Consider the following 19,762-nt stretch of genomic DNA (forward strand, 5'->3'; position numbering starts at 1 on the left):
CGCCGACCACGCCAAGCGCAGCCACGCGATGTCCTGCGCGTCGAAAGCCGCAGCCAGCCTGGCCCTCTGCGCGATCGTGTTGTCCGTGAGCGGCGGATCATCGACAGCGGACGAGGCGCTTCAAGGCCCCTGCGCGAGTCTTTCTGGACGAACGATCCCGGCTCGACTGATCGGGCTTCCCAGCGGGGACGCCACTGTCACGTCGGCCAGCTTCACGCCGGCGGCGGCGGCAAAGGCGGCCGCTCCCGCGACGCCGGACTTCTGCAAGGTGACGGGCACCATTGCGCCGATCGACCCGGCTGCACAACTGATCAACTTCCAGCTCAACCTGCCGGCCGCGTGGAATGGCAAGCTCTTGCAATATGGCGGCGGTGGTTACAACGGCACTCTGGTGAGCGGCCTTGCCCCCTTGCGCGATGCGGCCCCCGACGATGCGCTGCCGCTGACGCGCGGCTATGCCACGCTCGGCACCGATTCCGGGCATCAGGCCGCGAGCTTTGCGCCCGACCGCATCGGCCAGTTCGGCCTCAACGACGAGATGCTGACCAACTACGGCTATGCTTCCTACAAGAAGGTGCGCGATGTCGCCGTCGCGCTCATCGGCGCGCTCTATTCGAAACGCCCGGCCAGGATCTACTATTTTGGCGGTTCGGAGGGCGGCCGCGAGGGGCTCACGATGGCCCAGCGTTTTCCGGCCGATTATGACGGGATCGTCAGCGTAGTACCCGTTGTGCAGCTCTCGATGCTGTTCCAGTCCTACATCCCGAACAATCTGCCGCAATTCAGGGGTGGCTGGCTCAACCCGGCCAAGAGCGAGACGCTCGCGAAGTTCGTCGCGAATGCCTGTGACGAGCTCGACGGCTTGCGTGACGGCATCGTCAGCAACTATCTGGCCTGCCAGCCAAAGGTGAACGTGCGGGCGCTGCGTTGCCCGGAAGGGGCGGACGCCGGCGAGGCTGCCTGTCCGACGCGCAGATAGCAGCGGTTCAGACCGTGCACGCACCACATCCGTTCCCCTTTCCGATGGCGAACGGCGTCACGACCTATCCTCAATGGCTTTACGGCAACGAGATTACACCGGACCCACAGCGGATGACCATGACGCGCTGGGTCATGGGCACGGCGGCGCCGACGGAGCAGCTCGATGTCGCCACGGTGTCGCAGCACTGGCTGTACGGCAGCAATGCCGTACGCTTCTTCCTGACGCGCAACGACAAATTCGACGTGCGTACCTATCGTCCGGAAGACTTTCGGGCCCGCGTCGAGGAAGTGTCGAAGATCCTCGATTCCACCGATCCGGACTTGTCGGCCTTCTTCGCCCATGGCGGCAAGCTGATCCTGCGCGAGAACATGGCCGACCTCGCACAAAGCCCGCTCGCCGGGATCAACTATTTCCAGTCCGTCGTGGCGCGGCTTGGTGAGGCGACGGTCGAGGCTTCAGCACGGCTCTATGTCTCGCCCGGCTCGACCCACACGGGGCAAGGCACGAGCGTGCTGGACGGCTCCGCGATCCCGACCATGGTCGACCTGCTCGAACCGCTCGACCGCTGGGCGAGCGACGGCGTCGCGCCGGCTGACGCACTGGTCCAGACGTCGAAGGAGCCGGCGCCACCCTTCACGCTGAAAGCAGCCCGGCCGATGTGCCGCTATCCGAACTATCCGCACTATACCGGCGGCGAGAAGGCGGCGGCCGAAAGCTACATCTGCAAGGTATCGACGCCCTGACAAACGGGCGGGCGGCGATCGGCCGCGGGCGCCTTCTCGCTCTAGTCATACCGCCGCCGGCGCGCTCTACCTGGCGTTGACGCAAAGTTTGCACGGGCATATGCTACGATATGTAGCGCTACTTGATGTGACGCGCCGAACCACGAGAGACGTCAGATGTCACCTCGTCCCCTGATCCCGCGCCGAAAGCTGTTTGGCAATCCGACCTACGTCGGCGCCAAGTTATCGCCGGATGGCAAATTGCTGTCCTGGCTCGCCCCTGTCGACGGCGTTCTCAACATCTGGGTCTCGCCCGTCGATAGCATTGCGGCAGGACAGCCCGTGACGCGCACCAGGGGCAGACCGATCAACTGGCAGGATTGGAGCCCGGACGGCCGCTACATCATGTTTCTCAACGATGAGAACGGTGACGAGAATCTGCACCTGTTCGTCGTCGATCCCAACACTCTGGAGCTCAGGGATCTCACGCCCTTTGCCAATGTCCGCGCTTTGCCGACCTATTGGTCGCGCGTCGTCCCCGACAAGATCGCCATTGGTCTCAATGATCGCGACGTGCGATGGCACGATGTCTTCCTGCTCGACCTTGCAACCGGCGAGCGCACCCTAGTCTGGGAAAATCGCCAGGAGTTCGACCACGTGGGGCTCGACTGGCAGTTGAGGCCCCGCCACGGCCGCAGCAACGCGCCCGACGGAGGCACGCGGCTTTGGCGCCTCGATGACGGGAAACTCACGCATTGGCGCGACGTCCCGTTCGAGGCCTTTGCGAGTACGCGGCTCTGGACGTTCGATGCTGCCGGCGGCCACCTTCATATGAGCTCGAGCCTGGAGCGCGACAAATCGGCGCTGGTGCGGATCGACTGGGCGACGGGGGAAGAGCGCGTCCTGTTCAAGAGCGACAGCGCCGACGTAACCGGCGCCATCTTCAACGCCCGAACGTTCGAACCGGAAGCGGTTTGCATCGACCCCGGCCGGCAGGAATGGACGGCCTTGACACCGGCGGTGACGAGCGAACTCGACCTGATCCATGCGGAGCTTCCCAGGCATGCATTTCACCTCGAGAGCCAGAGCATTGACGGCCGTCGGTGGATCGTGGGCAGTCATGCACCGGAGCAGCCGGTCACCTATCATCTCCTTGACCGCGACAGGCAATATCTCACCGAGCTGTTCACCGCGCGGCCGGAGCTGAAGTCGTATCGGCTGGCGCCGATGCAGGCGGTGCAGGGCAAGTCGCGCGACGGCCTCACCCTGGTCTCTTACCTAACGCTGCCCGCGGATATCGACGGCGACCGCCCACCCCGGCCGCTGCCGATGGTCCTCGTCGTCCACGGCGGTCCCTGGGCTCGCGATATCTATGGCTATCGTCGCGATCACCAGTGGCTGGCCGATCGCGGTTACGCCGTGCTGTCGGTGAACTATCGCGGCTCGACGGGCTTCGGCAAGGCGTTCGTCGCAGCCAGCGAAAAAGAGCACGCCCGCAAGATGCACGACGATCTCATCGACATGGTCGATTGGGCGATCGCGGAGGGCATCGCGCAGAAGGACAAGGTCGCGATCTTCGGAATGTCCTACGGCGGATTGGCTTCGTTCGTCGGCGCGACCTTCACGCCGGAGGCGTTCTGCTGCTCCATTCCGGTCGTCGGCATTTCCAATCTCAAGACGCTGCTGGAATCGATGCCGCCCTACTGGGCCGGCTTCGCAGAATTCATGTATCGCAGCTACGGCGATCCGCGCACCGAGGAAGGCCGCAAGCTGCTTGCGGAGCGCTCGCCGATCAACAAGGTCGACAACATCAAGAAGCCGATGCTGATCTTCCATGGCGCCAATGACGTGCGATGCAAGGTGGCCGAAAGCGACACCATCGCCGCTGCCATGCAGGCCAAGAACATTCCGGTGACCTACATCGTCTATCCCGACGAGGGACACGGCTTCCAGAGACCCCCCAACCAGTTTTCCCACCTCGCCATCACCGAGGCCTTTCTCGCACGCCATCTCGGCGGCGCCTGCGAGCCGGTCGGGCAGGATTTCGAAGGATCAAGTCACGAGGTTCGCGCGGGGGCTGATATCCTCTCCGATCTGGGCGTGGCCTGAAGAAAAGCGGCCGGGCGACATGGCGCCACCCGGCCGCGATCATGCTGGCTAGTGCCTACTCCGCAGGCGCTGCCGACATCTCCGGATGTGAGGCGTAGTGTTCACTTGTACGCCGGCTGAGAGCATAAAATCCAGCCGCCACTACGGCATAGGAGAGCGCGACTGCCGGCGTGACGCCGAAGCCGCCGCCAACGCCGACGGCCTCGCCGTGCATGAAGCCGAAATAGGTCAGGACCGCACCGACGAATGCGAAGGCTGACGCCTTCTCGAAGTCGCGCTCGATGATGAAGACGCCGATCGCCCCCAGGATCAGGCCCGCGAGGATCGAGCCGCCACCCATTACCTCGAGGCCGTGATAGAAAACGCCCTGCTGCGGCAGCGCGGCGATTGCGGCGGCCTTGACGGCGTCCGCCTTGTCGCCGGCCATGCCGCCGACGGTCGCCGCCGCCGTCATGGTCGAGGCCAGCATCGTGTCGATCTGGAGTTTTGCCCAGGCGGCCAGATGCGGCGTCAGCGCCAGCACGATCGCAGGCGCATGCTTGACTGGCGTGGTCTGAAACGCCTGCGCACCGATGAGCATGCCGATATAGAGCAGGATCGGCGAGATCGCGACCACAGGCACCAGCGCCAGCAGCACCGAGATGATGCCGAACCACGACAGCACGACGACCATCACGCCGGTCGCGGCGGAATAGCCGATGCGCCCACCCATCGCCTTCCAGCCGGGATGACCGATATAGACCGCGTTGATGAAGGGATTGCCCATCAGGCAGCCGATCAGGCTGACGACGCCATCGGCAGTGAGCACACGCGTGGTCGGATATTCGTCTCCGGCGGCCTCCGCGCTCTCGACATTGTCCATGGCCTCGACGAGGTCATAGATGCCGAATGGAATCGCGGTGACGAGGATGACGCCGAGAAACTCGAAGCCGGAGAACACGTGACCCACGGCAGGAAGTGGCACCGAGAAGCCAAAATTGGCGAAGGCATCGCCGACGCCCTTCACACTCAATCCGCCGAGACCAAGCCCGAACAGGTTCGAGCCCCAGGCGATGACCATGCCGACTGCGATGGCGACGAGGCCTGCCGGAATGCCGCGCGGATATTTCACGCCGCCGAACCAGCTCACCAGGATGATGGCGAAGCAGACAAGACCAATCTGCGGCGTCATGTACATCTCGAGTGCCGGACGCATCGAGATGAAGGTGATGGAGACGCCGGCGAGCGTGCCGAGCAAAGCCGCGCGCGGCGTGATCCTGCGGATGAACGGCGCGATGAAGCCGCCGATCATCAGGATAAAGCTTTGGAAAAACACCCAGACCAGCCCCGCCGACCATCCCTTCAGCGGATCGCCCGTCCGAAGCGTGATCGGCAGCATGATCACGAAGGTGACGATGAACATGTGCGGCACGCTGACGCCCGAGGGCAGCGCGCAGACGTCGCGACGACCGCTCTTCTGCGCCAGGCGGTAGGCGAGGAACGCGTAGTAGAAGGTCGACAGGCACATCATCAGCCCGAGCGCGGGCAGGATGCGGCCGAAGACGAGGCTGTCCGGCATCTTCAGCACGAAGCGCAACAGGCCAGTGAGCACGAGCATGTTGACGAGGATGTTGGTGCCGAAGCCGAAAAACGCGTTCCAGTCGCCCGGTGTCCATAGTGCCGGCTTGAACTCGGACTTATCGATCTCAGACTTGCCGGCCGTCCCCGTCAATGTGCTCATGGTGATCCCCTAAATGGTCGAAGTCTTCAACGCCTCCAGTACTGCGGCAGAGTCAGCGACCCAGCCGAAGATTCCGCCCTGGGCCTTGATCATCTTCAGGCCCATCTCGTGAAACTCGGGGAAGTAGGACGCGCAGCCGTCCGAGATGACGACGCAGCGATAGCCGCGGTCATTGGCCTCGCGCACGGTGGTGTTGACGCAGACTTCCGTCGTGACGCCGCACACAAGAAGATTCTCGATGCCGTATTTCTCCAGCACGTCGCTGAGCTCGGTGGCGTAGAATGCGCCCTTCCCGGGCTTGTCGATCACGACCTCGCTGTCGAGCGGATAGAGCTCGGAAATGATGTCGTGGCCGGCCTCGCCGCGGATCAGGATGCGGCCCATCGGGCCGGGATCACCGATGCGCAAAGACGGCGCACCGCGCTCGATCTTCGCGGGTGGCGCGTCGGAGAGGTCAGGCAGATGGCCCTCGCGAGTGTGGATGACCAGCATGCCGCCCTCGCGCGCCGCCGCAAGCACCGCGCCGATCGGCTTCACTGCGCGCGCGAGCTGGGAGACGTCGTTGCCAAGCGTCTCGCCGAAGCCGCCCGGCTCCATGAAGTCGCGCTGCATGTCGATGATGACGAGTGCCGTAGTCGACCAGTCGAGCTTGATCGGCGCGGGCTCGGCGTCGATGACGCCAAGTGTCGGCTTCGCTGAGTTCAACATGCACGTCCCTCGCGAGAACACCCGTTGCCAGGAGTTCTGCAAGCGCCGTGCCATTGTGTACAATAGCGACGGTGCGGGATGAGTGCAGGATTTTGTTGCGCTTTCAGTACGTTATGAGAGAAGCCGAGGTCTGCCCATTCCCTGTGCGGCGGCTTTGCGACGGGCATCTGCTCAAGGCTTGGGCGGAGGAACGCTCCACTCGTCATTCCGGGGCGACGCGAAGCGTCGAGCCCGGAATGACGAGCGGAGGGATTGGCGCCTATCGCGCGCTCCCATACAACCGCCGATACTCTTCCTCATACGGCGCGTACGAGTCCTTGATCGTCGCCATGTTGAGCAGCATGGTCGCGACTATCGCATTCGCCTTGTCGAACACGCGGGTCTTCACCCAGGCGCTCTCGGTGCGGCGGCTGGCGGAGAGCGCGACCACCTCGCGTTCGACTTCATAGTCTTCGCCGACGAAGAGTGGGCCCTTGATCAGCCGGATCTCCTGGTCGGCGAACAGCCCGACAGCCGGGCCCTTCGACGGGAGCGGATCGTCCTTCGCACGGTACTGGAAGAGCACGCTCAGCATCTCCATCGGGATGATGGCTTTCTGCCAGGGATTCTCTCCGCTCGAATAGAACGCCGAGTTCTCGGTGATCACCGCGAGCTTCTGCCGCAGCGAGAATGGATAGAGGTCGCCCATGTTCTGGTCGAGGCCCATTCGCACGGTCTGACGCTTGCCGGTCTTCGCCACCTTCACGTCGCGCAGAATCACGGGATCAGCGAGTGGCTTGAGCTCAGTGAGGCGCGTCTCGAGCGCGGTCGCAACCTGCGGATCGCCGACCGAGGCCGAGCCGCGCAGCACTTCCGTGCCGTCGCGCTTGACCATCTGGATCTGGCACTGGCTCGTACCGGGGAGAGGCTTCGACAGGATCGCCTGCACCTCCTCGCCTTCGAAGCAGGCGTTGCGATAGTGCGCGGAGAGGCAACCCGTTTCGAACCACGTCCGTCCCCACAGCCGCGCGCCGAGCGGCGCGAACTGGCTGAAGTGGGTCGGGCCTTCGATGGTGCCGCCCTTGAAGCCGAGCTTTTGCGCGGTAGCATCATCGTGGATCGAGGCATGCGCATCGTAGACTTGCGCCTGCAACATCTGGCGCGGCTGGCGCCATGGCCCGATCAGGGCGCTGTCGGTTTCAGTGATGTCGGTGTCGAACGCTTGTGCCGTCATGTTTTCCTCCGCAACAAGATATCAGTGGGAGACCGAGGCCGCAGCAGCACTCGGCGTGACCACCGCGCCCTCCGCCAGATGCCGACCCGCAATGTACCCGAACGTCAGCGCGGGCCCCAGCGTGATGCCCGGGCCGGGATAGTTGCCGTTCATGATCGAGCCCATGTCGTTGCCGCAGGCGTAGAGGCCGGCGATCGGCGTGCCGTCCTCGCGCAGCACGCGGGCGCGGGCGTCGACCTTCATGCCGATGGCAGTGCCGAGATCAGCCGGATGGATGCGAAGCGCGAAGAACGGCGCGCGCTCGATCGGCGCGACGCACGGATTGGGCTTGTGGCTGACATCGCCGAGATGGCGCTGATAGACGGTACTGCCGCGGCCGAATTCGGGATCGCGGCCCTCGCGCGCATGGGCGTTGTAATCGGCGATGGTCGCGGCGAGCGAGGATGGCACGACGCCGATCCGCTCACCGAGACGCGCGATGCTTTCGGCCGCGATCAGCTCGCCGCTCCTGACGTAGCGGCGGTAATTCCAGGTGAACGGCTCGATGCGGCCGAGGCCGTAGGTCCACAGGAAGTCGCGGTCGCAGATCAGATAGAAGGGCCGATCAGGCTCGCCATTGCCGTCGCGGAGCATGCCGAGCACGAACTCGTGGTACGACAGCGCCTCGTTGACGAAGCGCCGGCCGGCCGCGTTGACGGCGATCACGCCCGGCTTGGCGCGGTCCGTCACCGTGTGCGGGAACACGCCGCGGCTGCCATCGGCGCGGCGGAACAGCGAGGCCGGCACCCAATAGGCCGGGCTCGTCGCGTCCGCGTTCAGCGCGGCTCCGCCTGCTATCGCAAGCCGGAGCCCGTCGCCGGTGCCGGCCGGCGTGGTCGCCGAGACATATCCTGCGGCGGTGGGAAAGAAGCGCTTGCGCAAGGGCGCATCGTGCGAGAAGCCGCCGGTCGCAAGCACCACGCCGCGGCGCGAGGCGATCAGGCGGTCGCGCGAGCCATGGCGGAGGGTCACGCCACTGACACGGCCGCCCTCGACGACGAGGTCCTCGACATCCGTGCTGAAGAGGATTTCGACCTGCCGCGCCAGCAGCGAAGCGTAGAGCCGCGCCGCGAGCGCGTTGCCAAGATGCAGCGTCGTGCCGCGTGGGCTGCCAAGCCGCTGCAGCGCATATTGCGAGATCAGGCGCAGCGACCGCAGCGTCGAGCCAACGGACTTTCCAATCTTGCGCAAATGCGGAATGTCGAGCCGGTTGACCATCATGCCGCCGAACAGCATGAATTCCGGCAAAGGCGGCCGCAACCGGGCGAAATGAGCACCCAATCTGGTGCCATCGAACGCCACCGGCTCCAGCACGCGCCCGCCCGCCGTCGCGCCAAGCCGCTCGGGATAGTAGTCGGGATAAGCCTTCACCGGCTGGAGGCGCACTTCCGTGTTCGCTTCGAGATAGGTAATCGCCTCCGGCCCGCGGGCGAGGAACGCCGCACGCAGGCCGGCATTGGCGGGCTCGGGTACGGTGCTCGCGAGATACTGGACGGCATCAGTGACGTTGTCGGAGAGCCCCGCCTCTTTCATCTTGCCGTTGGCAGGAATCCAGACCATGCCACCGGACCAGGCGGTGGTGCCGCCGACGAACGCGGTCTTTTCGATCACCAGCACACGCAAGCCCTCGGCGGCAGCGACGGCCGCCGCCGTCATGCCACCGGCGCCGGCGCCGATCACGATGACGTCGTAGATCTCATGCGCCGGCATCATGCGGCGGGGTTTTCCGGGCAAGGCATGACGCAGTCATATTCGCCCGGTTGGTCCCAGGCTAGCGCGCCGGCTTGCGCTCGATGGGGTCAATGTCGATCGCTCGCAGGCGCCCGAGGCGCAGCACATCCATGGCGAGCCGCCGGCCGATCCGGTCGCGGTCGAGCACGCGGATCAGATCGCCGACGCCGTTGATTTCGACGCCATCGAGCTTGATCACGACATCGCCGGGGAGCAGCCCCGCCTTCGCCGCCGGCCCGTCCGGTTCGATCTGGGCGAGCAGCGCGCCCATCTCGTTCTCGACGCCGGCAAGCACAGCATGGCGCCGCGGGATCGGCGCGGTCTGGCCGGCGACGCCGATATAGGCGCGGCGGACATAGCCGTGACGGATGATCTCCGACAGCACGAACTGCGCGGTGTTGCTCGCAACCGCGAAGCAGATGCCTTGCGCGCCGCTGATGATCGCGGTGTTGATGCCGATCACCTCGGAATTCGACGAGACCAGCGGCCCGCCCGAATTGCCGGGGTTGAGCGCGGCGTCGGTCTGGATCACGTCCTCGATGGTCCGGCCACTCACCGAGCGGATCGAGCGGCCGAGCGCCGAGACCACGCCGGCGGTCACGGTGGACTCGAAGCCCAGGGGATTGCCGATCGCGATCACGAGCTGGCCGCGCCGCAGGCCCTTCGAATTTCCGAGCGAGGCATAGCGGAGGTCGCGGGCGCCGTTGGCGCGGAGCAGCGCCAGATCCGTGTCGGGATCGACGCCGAGCACTCGGGCGTCGCCGACATTCCCTTCGATATCCCGCAGCCGGATCTCCTTGGACGAGCCGACGACGTGGCTGTTGGTGAGCACCAGTCCATCCGGCGAGATGACGATGCCAGAGCCGAGGCCGCCGCGCTCGCGGCCGTTCGGGACCTTTGGCCCGGTCTCGACACGCACCACGGCCGGCCCGACGCGCTCCGTCACGCCAATCACGGCATTGGAATAGGCATCCAGCAGGTTCTGGTCGTCGACCGGGGTGGATTGGATAGGTTGCGATGACAGACTGGCATCGCTGAGATCTGAGGTAAAATCTAACATGGCGAAATTCCTTCGCGCGTCAGATGGTTACCTCGAACTTATAATGCAAGCCGGCCGCTCTTCACGAACTGCTTAACTGACCTGACGCATCGCGTGAGCTCGGTCCTTGACCGGGTCGAGCAGCGACCAATCGCCGTCCTCCAGCACGTGCCCTTTCGGGAAAGGCGCGCGCGGCTCGAGCCCCAGCGAGCGCAGCACGCGGTCGTCGCGGTAGTAGCATTGCAGCACGACGCGGACGAGCGTTGCGGCCGGCGCGCCGCCCTCGGCGCGGAATGTGCTGATCACGCTGTCCCGCGCCGCAGCATCGAGTTCGGCGAGCGGCATGCCGGCAAGCCGCGCGAGATGATCGAGCGCGGCTGCAACGAGCTTGGCATCGCGGCCGAGGGTCGCGAGGATGTCGGCCTGGATGAGGTCGTCATCCGCGCCCGGCACACGGTACTCCTCGCTCGCCGGGATGATCATGGCGGCAATGGTGCGCAAGTCCTGGCGCTGTCGCGACGTGAGGGTGATCTGGTCGGGCATGAGATCCTCTAATCGAACAAATTGGCGAGGCGCTGCTTCATCTGGTCGGCGACGTAGAGCGCGATGGCCTGGATGGTGGAGGTCGGGTTGACGCCGCCCGAAGTGACGAAGACGCTGCCGTCGACAATGAACAGGTTCTTGACGTCATGCGAGCGGCCCCATTCGTTGACGACGGAGCGCTCGGGGTCGGTGCCCATCCGCGCGGTGCCGAGCAGGTGCCAGCCGCCCCAGGGGATCGGACTGTTGACACAGATGTCCGTGGCCCCCGCGGTTTCGAGAAACTCGCGGCCGCGAGCCAGCGCATGCTCCATCATCTTCCGGCTGTTCTCGCTGATGGTGTAGTCGATCCTGGGCGCGGGAATGCCATGGCTATCCTTGAGCACCGGGTCGAGCGTGACGCGATTATGCTCTTCCGGCAGGTCCTCGCAGATCGCGGAGAATCCCAGCCGATGGCCGTTGAGCTTGCGGAACACGCGGTGATGATCGGCACCCCAGGGAAGAATGCCTTTCTGCTCGCTCACGACCGCCTCGAACACCGGTCCTGCGCCGCGCACGAACTGGACACCGTAGCCCCGCACGAAGCCGCGGGACAGGTCGGTGTCGTAGAACTCCTTGCTCCACAAACAGGTCGGCGGCGCGCGATTACTGTCAGTCGGCTCCGTGACATAGCCGTAGATCTGCGCGTAGGGGTGGAACATGAGGTTCTTGCCGACGAGCCCTGATGAATTGGCAAGGCCATTCGGGAAACGCCCCGACGCGGAGTTGAGCAGCAAGCGCGGCGTGCCAACGCCGTTGCAGGCGATGATCACGACATGCGCGCCCTGGAACTGCTCGACGCCGTCCTTGTCGTAATAGACCACGCCCGAGGCCATGCCGTTCTCGTCGGTCGTGATCTCGCGCACCCGGCAATGGGTGCGCAGCTCGACGCCGGCGCGGATCGCCTGCGGCCAATAGGTGATGTCGGTCGAGGCTTTGGCACCTTGCGCGCAGGCCGGGGTGCAATGGCCGAGATTGATGCAGCGCGCCCTGCCCTCGTAATCCATCGTCGCGACCGTGGTGTCCGACGGCCACCAGTGCCAGCCGAGCTTGTTCATGGCCTTGGCGACGAGGGGACCGGAGAGCCCAAGCGGCTGCGGCGGCATCGGCGGATGCGTCAGCGGCGAGAGCGGATCGCCTGATAGTCCCGATGTGCCCATGATCCGGTCGTTCTCCTCGAAGAACGGCACCAGCCTGTCGTAGTCGATCGGCCAGTCGTCGGCGACGCCGTCCAGCGTCTTCACCTTGAAATCGGACGGATGCAGCCGCGGCCAGTGCGCGGTGTACATCACCGTCGAGCCGCCGACCGCGTTGAAATTGACGACCTTGATCGGCGAGTTGTCGTCGTTGATCGGATAATCCTCGGGCCGGCCGCGGATGTTCGGACTGGTCGACCATTCACCGTAGAACCTGGCCTCCCAGTCCCGACCGGTGCTTGGATAGTCCGCCGGCTTCATCCAATCGCCCTGCTCGAGGCAAAGGATGTGCATCCTGGTCTCGGCGAGTGACCAGGCAACCGCGGCTCCGGAGGCGCCGGCGCCGATGATCAGGACGTCCACGGGTTCGTTTGCCAAAGTCATCCTCCCGCTCTCGCCGCTTCCCGGGCGATTGAGCCTTGCGTGCAGCGTCAAACGATAGGGTCAGAGCGGCGGGCGAGTAAAGCTGCAGGGAACGAATGTCAGGCTTCGCTGGGCGCAGACCATTGGTGTTGCAATGTCGAGATGCTAGAGAACCCTCGCGAAAGAGCCAATCGATAGCGAGAACGTATGTCCTTCCAAGATTCCTTTGCCGCCGCCCGCGCCGCCGCGCTCGTCTTGTTTCTCGCTATCCTCGGCTGTGTCGCCGATACCGAGCCCAGCTTCGCCATAGCGGCCAGCGCAACGGTGCGGGACGGCAACTCGATCCAGCTCGGCGATGCGACTTACCGTCTCGACGGAGTCGATGCGCCGGAACTTGACCAGGTCTGCATCGACGACCACGCCGATCCCTGGACCTGCGGGCTCGAGGCGCGCGATCAGCTTGCAAAGCTGATCAACGGCCGCAACGTGCGCTGCGACGATGTCGGGCCGGAGAAGAGCTTTGGCAAGCGTCACCGCGCCATCTGCACGGCCGAGGGCGACAAGACGAGCCTGAACGAGCAGCTCGTCGGCCTCGGCTTCGCCGTCGCGCGCGAGCCGATCAAGGCGAACGTCAAGCCGGCCGCCGCCGAGGCCCAGACGAATTCGGCCGGCATCTGGAAGGGCTGTTTTGTTGCACCGCAGGAATTCCGCACCGGCAAGAAGGACGGCACACTGCTCGGCGCCGCCTGCCGCGCCGACCGCGACAAGGAGATCCGCGCGGTGCTGTTTCCTGACGAGCTGACCATGCCGCCGAATTGCAGCATCAAGGGCAAGCTCGCGGTGCGCGCGCGCGTCACCGGCAATATCGGCATCTATCACTTGCGGGGCTGCCCGAGCTATCCGGCGACGACGAAGCCGGACCGCTGGTTCTGCTCGGAGGACGACGCGTTGGCCGCAGGCTTCCGCAAGGCGTACAATTGCCGCCGGCCGAAATGATCTGAGCGAGGGGGCGGCCTCTTACTGCATCCGCATGATCTGGTCCATCGCCGGCATGTTCTCATTCAAATGCGACATGATCCAGACCGAGCCGCCGACCACCAGGAAGACGATCAGGAGGCCGAACGCCAGCGCCAGCACATTGTTCGTGTTGTCGGGGCCGGTGGTGATGTGCAGGAAGAACACGAGATGCACGCCCATTTGCGCAATCGCCAGCACGATGATGGCGATTGGGATCGAGGGCTGCCAGACCAGGTTGGTGCCCGCGATGAAGAACGACGTCGCCGTCAAGAGCAGGGCAAGGACCAGGCCCACGACATAGCCGAGAATCCGCTCGCCGACGCTGTGTACCTCTTCCTCGCCGGGTGCGAGGTCATGTTCGACCGGCTGGTGCGTCAGATCGCTCATACGCCACTCCCAAGCAGGTAGACGACGGAAAAGACGGCGACCCAGATGATGTCGAGCGCGTGCCAGAACAGCGCAAAGCACATCATGCGGCGCAGGATGTCGGCGCGAAAGCCCTTGGCGAAGACCTGGGCCATCATCGTGAGCAGCCACAGCACCCCGGCCGAGACGTGCAGGCCGTGGCAGCCGACGAGCGAGAAGAAAGCGGTCAGGAACGCGCTGCGCGATGGTCCATAACCGCGGGAAACCAGGTCGGCGAATTCGCGGAACTCGATGCTGAGGAACGCAAGCCCCAGCACGCAGGTCACCGCCATGCCGAGGTAGAACCAGAGCCGGTTTCGGACGTCGGCTGCAATGCTCGCCATGCCGCATGTGAAGCTCGACAGCAGCAGGCAGACTGTCTCGATCGCCACGTTCCGCTGCTCGAAAATCTCCGAGCCCTTCGGGCCGTCGGCGGTTTGTCCGACCAGCACCGCATAGGCCGCGAAGAAGCAGGAGAACATCACGATGTCGGAGAGCAGGAAGACCCAGAAGCCATAGGCCGTCACAATTCGTTTCGACGCAGGTCCGGGATGCTCGACAACGAGTCCGATGTGATGGGGATCGGCATGCGCGTGGCCAACGGTCGCGGTCATCGCCATCAGACCACCCCCGCCATGCTGACGAGGTTGCGACGTTCCTCGATATTGATGCGATCGATGCGTGCGACTTCGGCCGCCGGAATGACGTATTCGTCATGGTCACGCCAGGCGAACACGACGAAGGTCGCCCACGCACCAATGACACCCAGAACGACCATCCACCAGATGTGCCAGATCAGCGCAAAGCCCATGATGGATGCAAAGAACGCGCAGACGAAGCCGGTCGGCGAATTCCGGGGCATCTCGATGTCCTCGTATTCAACCTCCTGGTGCTCGAACTGCTGCTGCTTGGCCTTCGCCTTCATCTCCCAATAGGCATCTTCGCCGCGCACATCGGGATGGAACGCGAAGTTGAACGCCGGCGGAGGCGACGACGTCGCCCACTCCAGCGACCTGCCATCCCAGGGATCGCCGGTACGGTCGCGGAGCTGCTCGCGGTTGCGGATGCTGACGACGAGCTGCATGACCTGGCAGGCCACCGCAACGCTCAGGAGCGCCATGCCGACCGCGGCCACGAGCATCCAGGGCCGCCACGCCGCAACGTCGTAATGCTGCATGCGCCGGGTCATGCCCAGCAGGCCCGCCGTATAGAGCGGGAGGAAGGTAACGTAGAAGCCGACGAACGTGAACCAGAACGCCGCCTTGCCCCAGGCCTCGTCGAGGCGGAAGCCGAACGCTTTCGGAAACCAGTAGGTGAACCCGGCGAAGGCACCGAACAGCACGCCGCCGATGATGACGTGGTGGAAGTGCGCCACCAGGAACAGGCTGTTGTGCAGGAGAAAGTCGGCCGGCGGCACCGCGACCAGGACTCCGGTGAGGCCGCCGGTGATGAACGTCACCATGAAGCCGACCGACCACAGCATCGGAGTCGTGAAGCGGATACGGCCGCCATACATGGTGAACAGCCAATTGTAGATCTTCACGCCGGTGGGCACCGCAATGATCATGCTGGCGATGCCAAAGACCGCATTGACGGTCGGCCCCGCACCCATCGTGAAGAAGTGATGCAGCCACACCATGAAGGAGATGACGCAGATCGCCATGGTGGCGAGCACCATGGAGCGATAGCCGAACAGCGGTTTTCCGGAGAAAGTCGACACCACTTCCGAGAAGATGCCGAAGGCCGGCAGCACGAGGATGTAGACCTCGGGATGGCCCCAGGCCCAGATCAGATTCATGAACATCATGACGTTGCCGCCGGCTTCGTTGGTGAAGAAATGGAAGCCGAGGTAGCGATCGAGCAGGAGCATGGCGAGCGTCGCCGTGAGGATCGGGAACGCCGCGACGATCAGCAGGTTCGAGGCAAGCGTCGTCCAGCAGAACATCGGCATGCGCAGATAGTTCATGCCCCGGGTGCGCAGCTTCAGAACCGTGGTGACCAGATTGATGCCGGCGACCAGCGTCCCCACGCCGGATATCTGCAAAGACCAGGCATAATAGTCGACGCCGACGCCGGGCGAGTAGGTCAGCTCCGAAAGCGGCGGAAATGCGAGCCATCCGGTGCGCGCGAACTCGCCGACCACGAGAGAGAGGTTGACTAGCAGCGCACCGGTGGCTGTCAGCCAGAAGCCGACCGAATTGAGGGTCGGAAAGGCGACGTCGCGCACGCCGAGCTGCAAGGGCACCACGAGGTTCATCAGACCGATCACGAACGGCATCGCCACGAAGAAGATCATGATGGTGCCATGGGCAGAGAAGATCTGGTTGTAGTGCTCCGGCGGCAGATAGCCCTGCGACTGGTAGGAGACCGCCTGCTGGATCCGCATCATGATGGCGTCGCTGCCGCCGCGCAGCAACATCACGGAGGCAAGCAGGACGTACATGACGCCGATGCGCTTGTGGTCGACGCTGGTGATCCATTCGTGCCAGAGATAGGGCAGATATCCCTTGACCACGACCCAGACCAGCACCGCGAGGATCGCAACCAGCACGACCCCGCCCGCGACAAGCGGAATCGGCTGGTCGAACGGGATCGCAGACCAATCGAGCTTACCGAGCATCGTGATCTCCACTATGCGGCCGCGAGGCATTCGAGGTCAGTTGCGGGCCTGGCCCCGGCGGGATGTGCTGGGTTGCGATCATGTCGAACAGGCGGGGATCTTCGAGCCGATAGATCGGCCTGCCGCGCTCGACGGACTGTTGCATCAGCTTCTTGTAGCTATCCTCGTTCAGCACCTGATCGGTCTTGGCTGTGCTCGCCACCCAGTCCGGAAAAGTGAGCGGCGAGATCACGTTGACGTCAAACATCATCTCCGGAAAACCATCGCCGGAGAAATGCGCCGACAGGCCCTGGAGCTTGCCCTCATTGTCGGCACGCAGATTGAGTCGCGTCACCATGCCGTTCATGGTGTAGATCATGCTGCCGAGCTGCGGGATGAAGAACACGTTCATCACGCTCGACGACGTGAGCTGGAAGTTCAGCTCGGCGCCTGCTGGGACCGTCAGCGAATTGACCGTCGCAATGCGCTGATCGGGATAGATGAAGAGCCATTTCCAGTCGAGCGACACCGCCTGGATGCGCACCGGGCTGCCGGTCCCGGGCACTGGCGCTCGGGGATCGAGCTGATGCGACCCGATCCAGGCGACGCCGCCGAGCAGGATGATGGTGAGCGCCGGGATCGCCCACACCACCATCTCGACGCGGCCTGAATAGACGAAGTCGGGTTGATACTTCGCCTGCGGATTGGAGGCGCGAAACCACCAGGCGAAGGCGAGGATGGCGACGATCGTCGGCACCACGATCGTCAGCATGATGAAAACGGAATCGACGAGAATCGTACTGTTGGCGACAGCAACAGGCCCTTGTGGATCGAGCAGATTCATCGGCAAGCCACTGGCGGTTGGGGAAGCCCCTAACGAGAGCCTAGCGCGGAATGGTACCGGCAACAAACGTCATTCGCGTGACCGGGTTCCGGCGCAATCACAGGTCATCGCGCGTCCGCACACTTTGGCTTGTTCAACGGAGCCATGCAGGTTTTGCGGGACATGGCGCGTTGCACGCGGGCATGCGGCGCAGCGCTGATCTTCTCCGATCCCTGGACGATTGCTATCGTGATGAAAAAGCAGGGAGAAAACGTCATGCGCTTGAAGAACAAGGTCGCCATCGTGGTGGGAGCCGGGCAGAGCCCCGGCGAGGGCATGGGCAATGGCCGCGCCACCGCGCTGACCTTCGCACGCGAGGGCGCGAAGGTCGTCTGCGTCGATCACAATCTCGAATCGGCACAGGAGACCGTCGCGATGATCGCGGCGCAGCAGGGCACGGCCAACGCCTTCAAGGCCGATGTGACCAGGACAGACGACATCAAGGCGATCGTGGCGGACGCGCAGGCGCGCTGGGGGCGGATCGATATCCTGCACAACAACGTCGGCGTCAGCCTCGGCGGCGGCGACGCCGAACTCCTGAAGCTGACCGAAGAGGCATTCGACCGCGTGGTCGCCATCAATCTGAAGAGCTGCATCCTTGCGGCAAAGGAGGTGATCCCGATCATGCGGACGCAAAGAAGCGGCGCGATCATCAACATCTCCTCGATGGCCGCGATCACCACCTATCCCTACGTCGCCTACAAGGCGACAAAGTCGGCGATGATCGCCTTCACCGAGCAACTCGCCTACCAGAACGCCGAATACGGCATCCGCGCCAACGTCATCCTGCCGGGCCTGATGAACACGCCGATGGCCGTCGACACCCGCGCCCGCGAATGGCACAAGACCCGCGCCGAAGTCGAAGCCGAGCGCGACAGCAAGGTGCCACTGCGCAGGAAAATGGGTACGGCATGGGACGTGGCGAATGCCGCGCTGTTCCTCGCCTCGGATGAAGCGAACTTCATCACCGGCGTGACGCTGCCGGTTGACGGCGGCGCGAGCGTGATCAGGGGGTAAGCTGAAACAAGCACGCTGTTCCTTCCCTTGCGGGAGAGGGTGCAGTGTCATCGCGCCGCGAATGTCATTGCGGCGTGTGAGTCACGCGCCAGATGGTGCCGTTGCCGTCTTCCGAGATCAGCAGCGCGCCGTCTTTCGCAACGGCAACACCGACCGGCCGTCCCCAGACGTCGTTGTCGTTGACGACGAAGCCGGTGACGAAATCCTCGTACTCGCCCGTCGGCTTGCCGTCCCTCATCCGGATACGGATCACCTTGTAGCCGGTGCGCTTGGACCTGTTCCATGAGCCATGCTCGGCGGCGAAGGCGTCGCCTTGATACTCGGCCGGGAAATTGCTGCCCTGATAGAAGGTCATGCCGAGCGACGCGGAATGCGACTGGAGCAGCACGTCGGGAATCGTGATCTTGTCCTTCAGGTCCGGCCGCGCGCCGGCGTGGCGCGGGTCTTGGTTGGCGCCGATATAGAACCACGGCCAGCCGTAAAACGCGCCTTCCCGCACGCTCGTGACGTAATCCGGCGCGAGATCGTCGCCGAGGCCGTCGCGCTCGTTGGTCGAGCACCAGGGCAGACCGCTCTGCGGCTCAATGGCAAGGCCGACGCAGTTACGGATGCCGGTGGCGTAGAGCTTTCTGTTCTTGCCGTCCGCATCGAAGGCCAGCACCGCTGCGCGCTCGGTCTCGTAGCCCCAGGACGCACCGAGAGCTTGCGCGCGTGACCATGCCTCGATGCCGCCGGGCGGATTGCCCATGCCTTCGCCGGCATTGCCGGCCGAGCCGACCGAGACGAACATCCGCTTGTTATCCGGCGTGAAGACGATGTCGCGGGTGGAATGGCCGGTGCCGTGCGCGAGGTTCGCGACCACCGCCTCGGGCTTGCCGGATGCCTTGAGATCGCCGCTGCGATAGGCGAAGCGGACGACGCTGTCGGTGTTGGCGACATAGACCCATTGCGGATTGTCGCCGTTCGGGAAGAAGGCGATGCCGAACGGACGGTTCAGCCCGCTGGCAAAGATCTCATTCGCCACGATCTTCGCGCCGTCCGCACGCAGCACGCGGATGCGCCCTGCCCGCGTCTCCGCGACGAAGATGTCGCCATTCGGCGCAACGCGCACGATGCGGGGGCCGGAAAGGCCCTCGGCCAGCAGCTCGATCTTGAAACCATCTGGCACGACCGGCGTCGCTTCGGCGGGCCGCGCCACCACGGACGACGTATTGGCGACCGATCGCGACGCGCCCGGCGCAGGAAGATCCTGCGGCCGGATCAACCTGACGGTGCCGGGCTTGTCGGATTGCCAGCTTCCGAAGGCCTCCTTGCCTTGCAGCACTGGTTCAGCCGACGCGGTCGTGCCGATGACAGCCGCGAGCAATGCGGATGTCAATGCGGGCCTGGCCGGGCGTCCAAGATGCTTCGTCACGAGTTCCTCCGCAGCCTTCGAGTGCC

Annotated in this window: 15 protein-coding genes and 1 pseudogene; 4 read left to right on the plus strand and 12 right to left on the minus strand. The window is 64.4% G+C overall.

The window, feature by feature from the left end; genetic code table 11:
* Positions 1-28: 28 nt before the first annotated feature.
* Both SO140_RS04775 and SO140_RS04780 read left to right on the plus strand, forming a co-directional pair.
* Positions 29-1,725 (plus strand): annotated as a pseudogene (locus SO140_RS04775) (tannase/feruloyl esterase family alpha/beta hydrolase).
* Positions 1,726-1,881: 156 nt separating this feature from the next.
* A complete protein-coding gene (locus tag SO140_RS04780) occupies positions 1,882-3,813 on the plus strand; it encodes a S9 family peptidase (protein ID WP_449383795.1) in 1,932 nt (643 codons plus the stop codon).
* A gap of 55 nt (positions 3,814-3,868) precedes the next feature.
* Here SO140_RS04780 and SO140_RS04785 read toward each other — a convergent pair whose 3' ends face one another.
* The 7 genes from SO140_RS04785 to SO140_RS04815 form a co-directional block, all read right to left on the minus strand.
* A complete protein-coding gene (locus SO140_RS04785) occupies positions 3,869-5,533 on the minus strand; it encodes a regulator (protein ID WP_449380258.1) in 1,665 nt (554 codons plus the stop codon).
* A gap of 9 nt (positions 5,534-5,542) precedes the next feature.
* Positions 5,543-6,241, minus strand: coding sequence for a cysteine hydrolase family protein (locus tag SO140_RS04790; protein ID WP_449380257.1), 699 nt, complete (start codon positions 6,239-6,241; stop codon positions 5,543-5,545).
* Between the two features lie 259 nt (positions 6,242-6,500).
* Positions 6,501-7,454 (minus strand): hypothetical protein, encoded by a 954-nt coding sequence (locus tag SO140_RS04795; protein WP_498539483.1) that lies wholly within the window; start codon positions 7,452-7,454, stop codon positions 6,501-6,503.
* 21 nt (positions 7,455-7,475) lie between these two features.
* Positions 7,476-9,206, minus strand: a complete 1,731-nt coding sequence (locus tag SO140_RS04800; RefSeq protein ID WP_449380255.1) for an FAD-dependent oxidoreductase — start codon at positions 9,204-9,206, stop codon at positions 7,476-7,478.
* 58 nt (positions 9,207-9,264) lie between these two features.
* Positions 9,265-10,284 (minus strand): S1C family serine protease, encoded by a 1,020-nt coding sequence (locus SO140_RS04805; RefSeq protein WP_498542376.1) that lies wholly within the window; start codon positions 10,282-10,284, stop codon positions 9,265-9,267.
* Between the two features lie 72 nt (positions 10,285-10,356).
* Positions 10,357-10,806, minus strand: coding sequence for a hypothetical protein (locus SO140_RS04810; protein WP_449380253.1), 450 nt, complete (start codon positions 10,804-10,806; stop codon positions 10,357-10,359).
* Between the two features lie 8 nt (positions 10,807-10,814).
* Positions 10,815-12,416: a GMC family oxidoreductase gene (locus SO140_RS04815; RefSeq protein WP_498542377.1), complete on the minus strand. Its 1,602-nt coding sequence runs from the start codon at positions 12,414-12,416 to the stop codon at positions 10,815-10,817.
* 192 nt (positions 12,417-12,608) lie between these two features.
* Here SO140_RS04815 and SO140_RS04820 point away from each other — a divergent pair, with 192 nt between their 5' ends.
* The gene (locus SO140_RS04820; protein ID WP_449380251.1) at positions 12,609-13,397 is read left to right on the plus strand and encodes a thermonuclease family protein; all 789 of its coding nucleotides are present in this window, start codon (positions 12,609-12,611) and stop codon (positions 13,395-13,397) included.
* A gap of 21 nt (positions 13,398-13,418) precedes the next feature.
* Here the strand turns inward: SO140_RS04820 and cyoD are convergent, their stop codons facing one another.
* Genes cyoD through SO140_RS04840 form a run of 4 tightly spaced genes read right to left on the minus strand, consistent with a single transcriptional unit; the run spans position 13,419 to position 17,266 of the window.
* On the minus strand, positions 13,419-13,805 hold the full coding sequence (gene cyoD / locus SO140_RS04825; protein ID WP_449380250.1) for a cytochrome o ubiquinol oxidase subunit IV: 387 nt from the start codon (positions 13,803-13,805) through the stop codon (positions 13,419-13,421).
* Complete coding sequence (locus tag SO140_RS04830; protein ID WP_449380249.1) at positions 13,802-14,443, minus strand: cytochrome (ubi)quinol oxidase subunit III; 642 nt, start codon at positions 14,441-14,443, stop codon at positions 13,802-13,804. Before SO140_RS04830 ends, cyoD begins: the two co-directional genes overlap by 4 nt.
* Positions 14,443-16,443, minus strand: a complete 2,001-nt coding sequence (cyoB, locus tag SO140_RS04835; RefSeq protein WP_449380248.1) for a cytochrome o ubiquinol oxidase subunit I — start codon at positions 16,441-16,443, stop codon at positions 14,443-14,445. The genes SO140_RS04830 and cyoB overlap by 1 nt, the downstream gene beginning before the upstream one ends.
* Positions 16,433-17,266, minus strand: a complete 834-nt coding sequence (locus tag SO140_RS04840; RefSeq protein ID WP_449380247.1) for a cytochrome ubiquinol oxidase subunit II family protein — start codon at positions 17,264-17,266, stop codon at positions 16,433-16,435. The genes cyoB and SO140_RS04840 overlap by 11 nt, the downstream gene beginning before the upstream one ends.
* A gap of 255 nt (positions 17,267-17,521) precedes the next feature.
* Between SO140_RS04840 and SO140_RS04845 the strand changes: the two genes are divergently transcribed.
* Complete coding sequence (locus tag SO140_RS04845) at positions 17,522-18,322, plus strand: SDR family NAD(P)-dependent oxidoreductase (protein ID WP_449380246.1); 801 nt, start codon at positions 17,522-17,524, stop codon at positions 18,320-18,322.
* 64 nt (positions 18,323-18,386) lie between these two features.
* Here the strand turns inward: SO140_RS04845 and SO140_RS04850 are convergent, their stop codons facing one another.
* Positions 18,387-19,700: a PQQ-dependent sugar dehydrogenase gene (locus SO140_RS04850; protein WP_449380261.1), complete on the minus strand. Its 1,314-nt coding sequence runs from the start codon at positions 19,698-19,700 to the stop codon at positions 18,387-18,389.
* Positions 19,701-19,762: the final 62 nt, after the last annotated feature.

This window comes from Bradyrhizobium sp. UFLA05-108 (assembly GCF_059803455.1).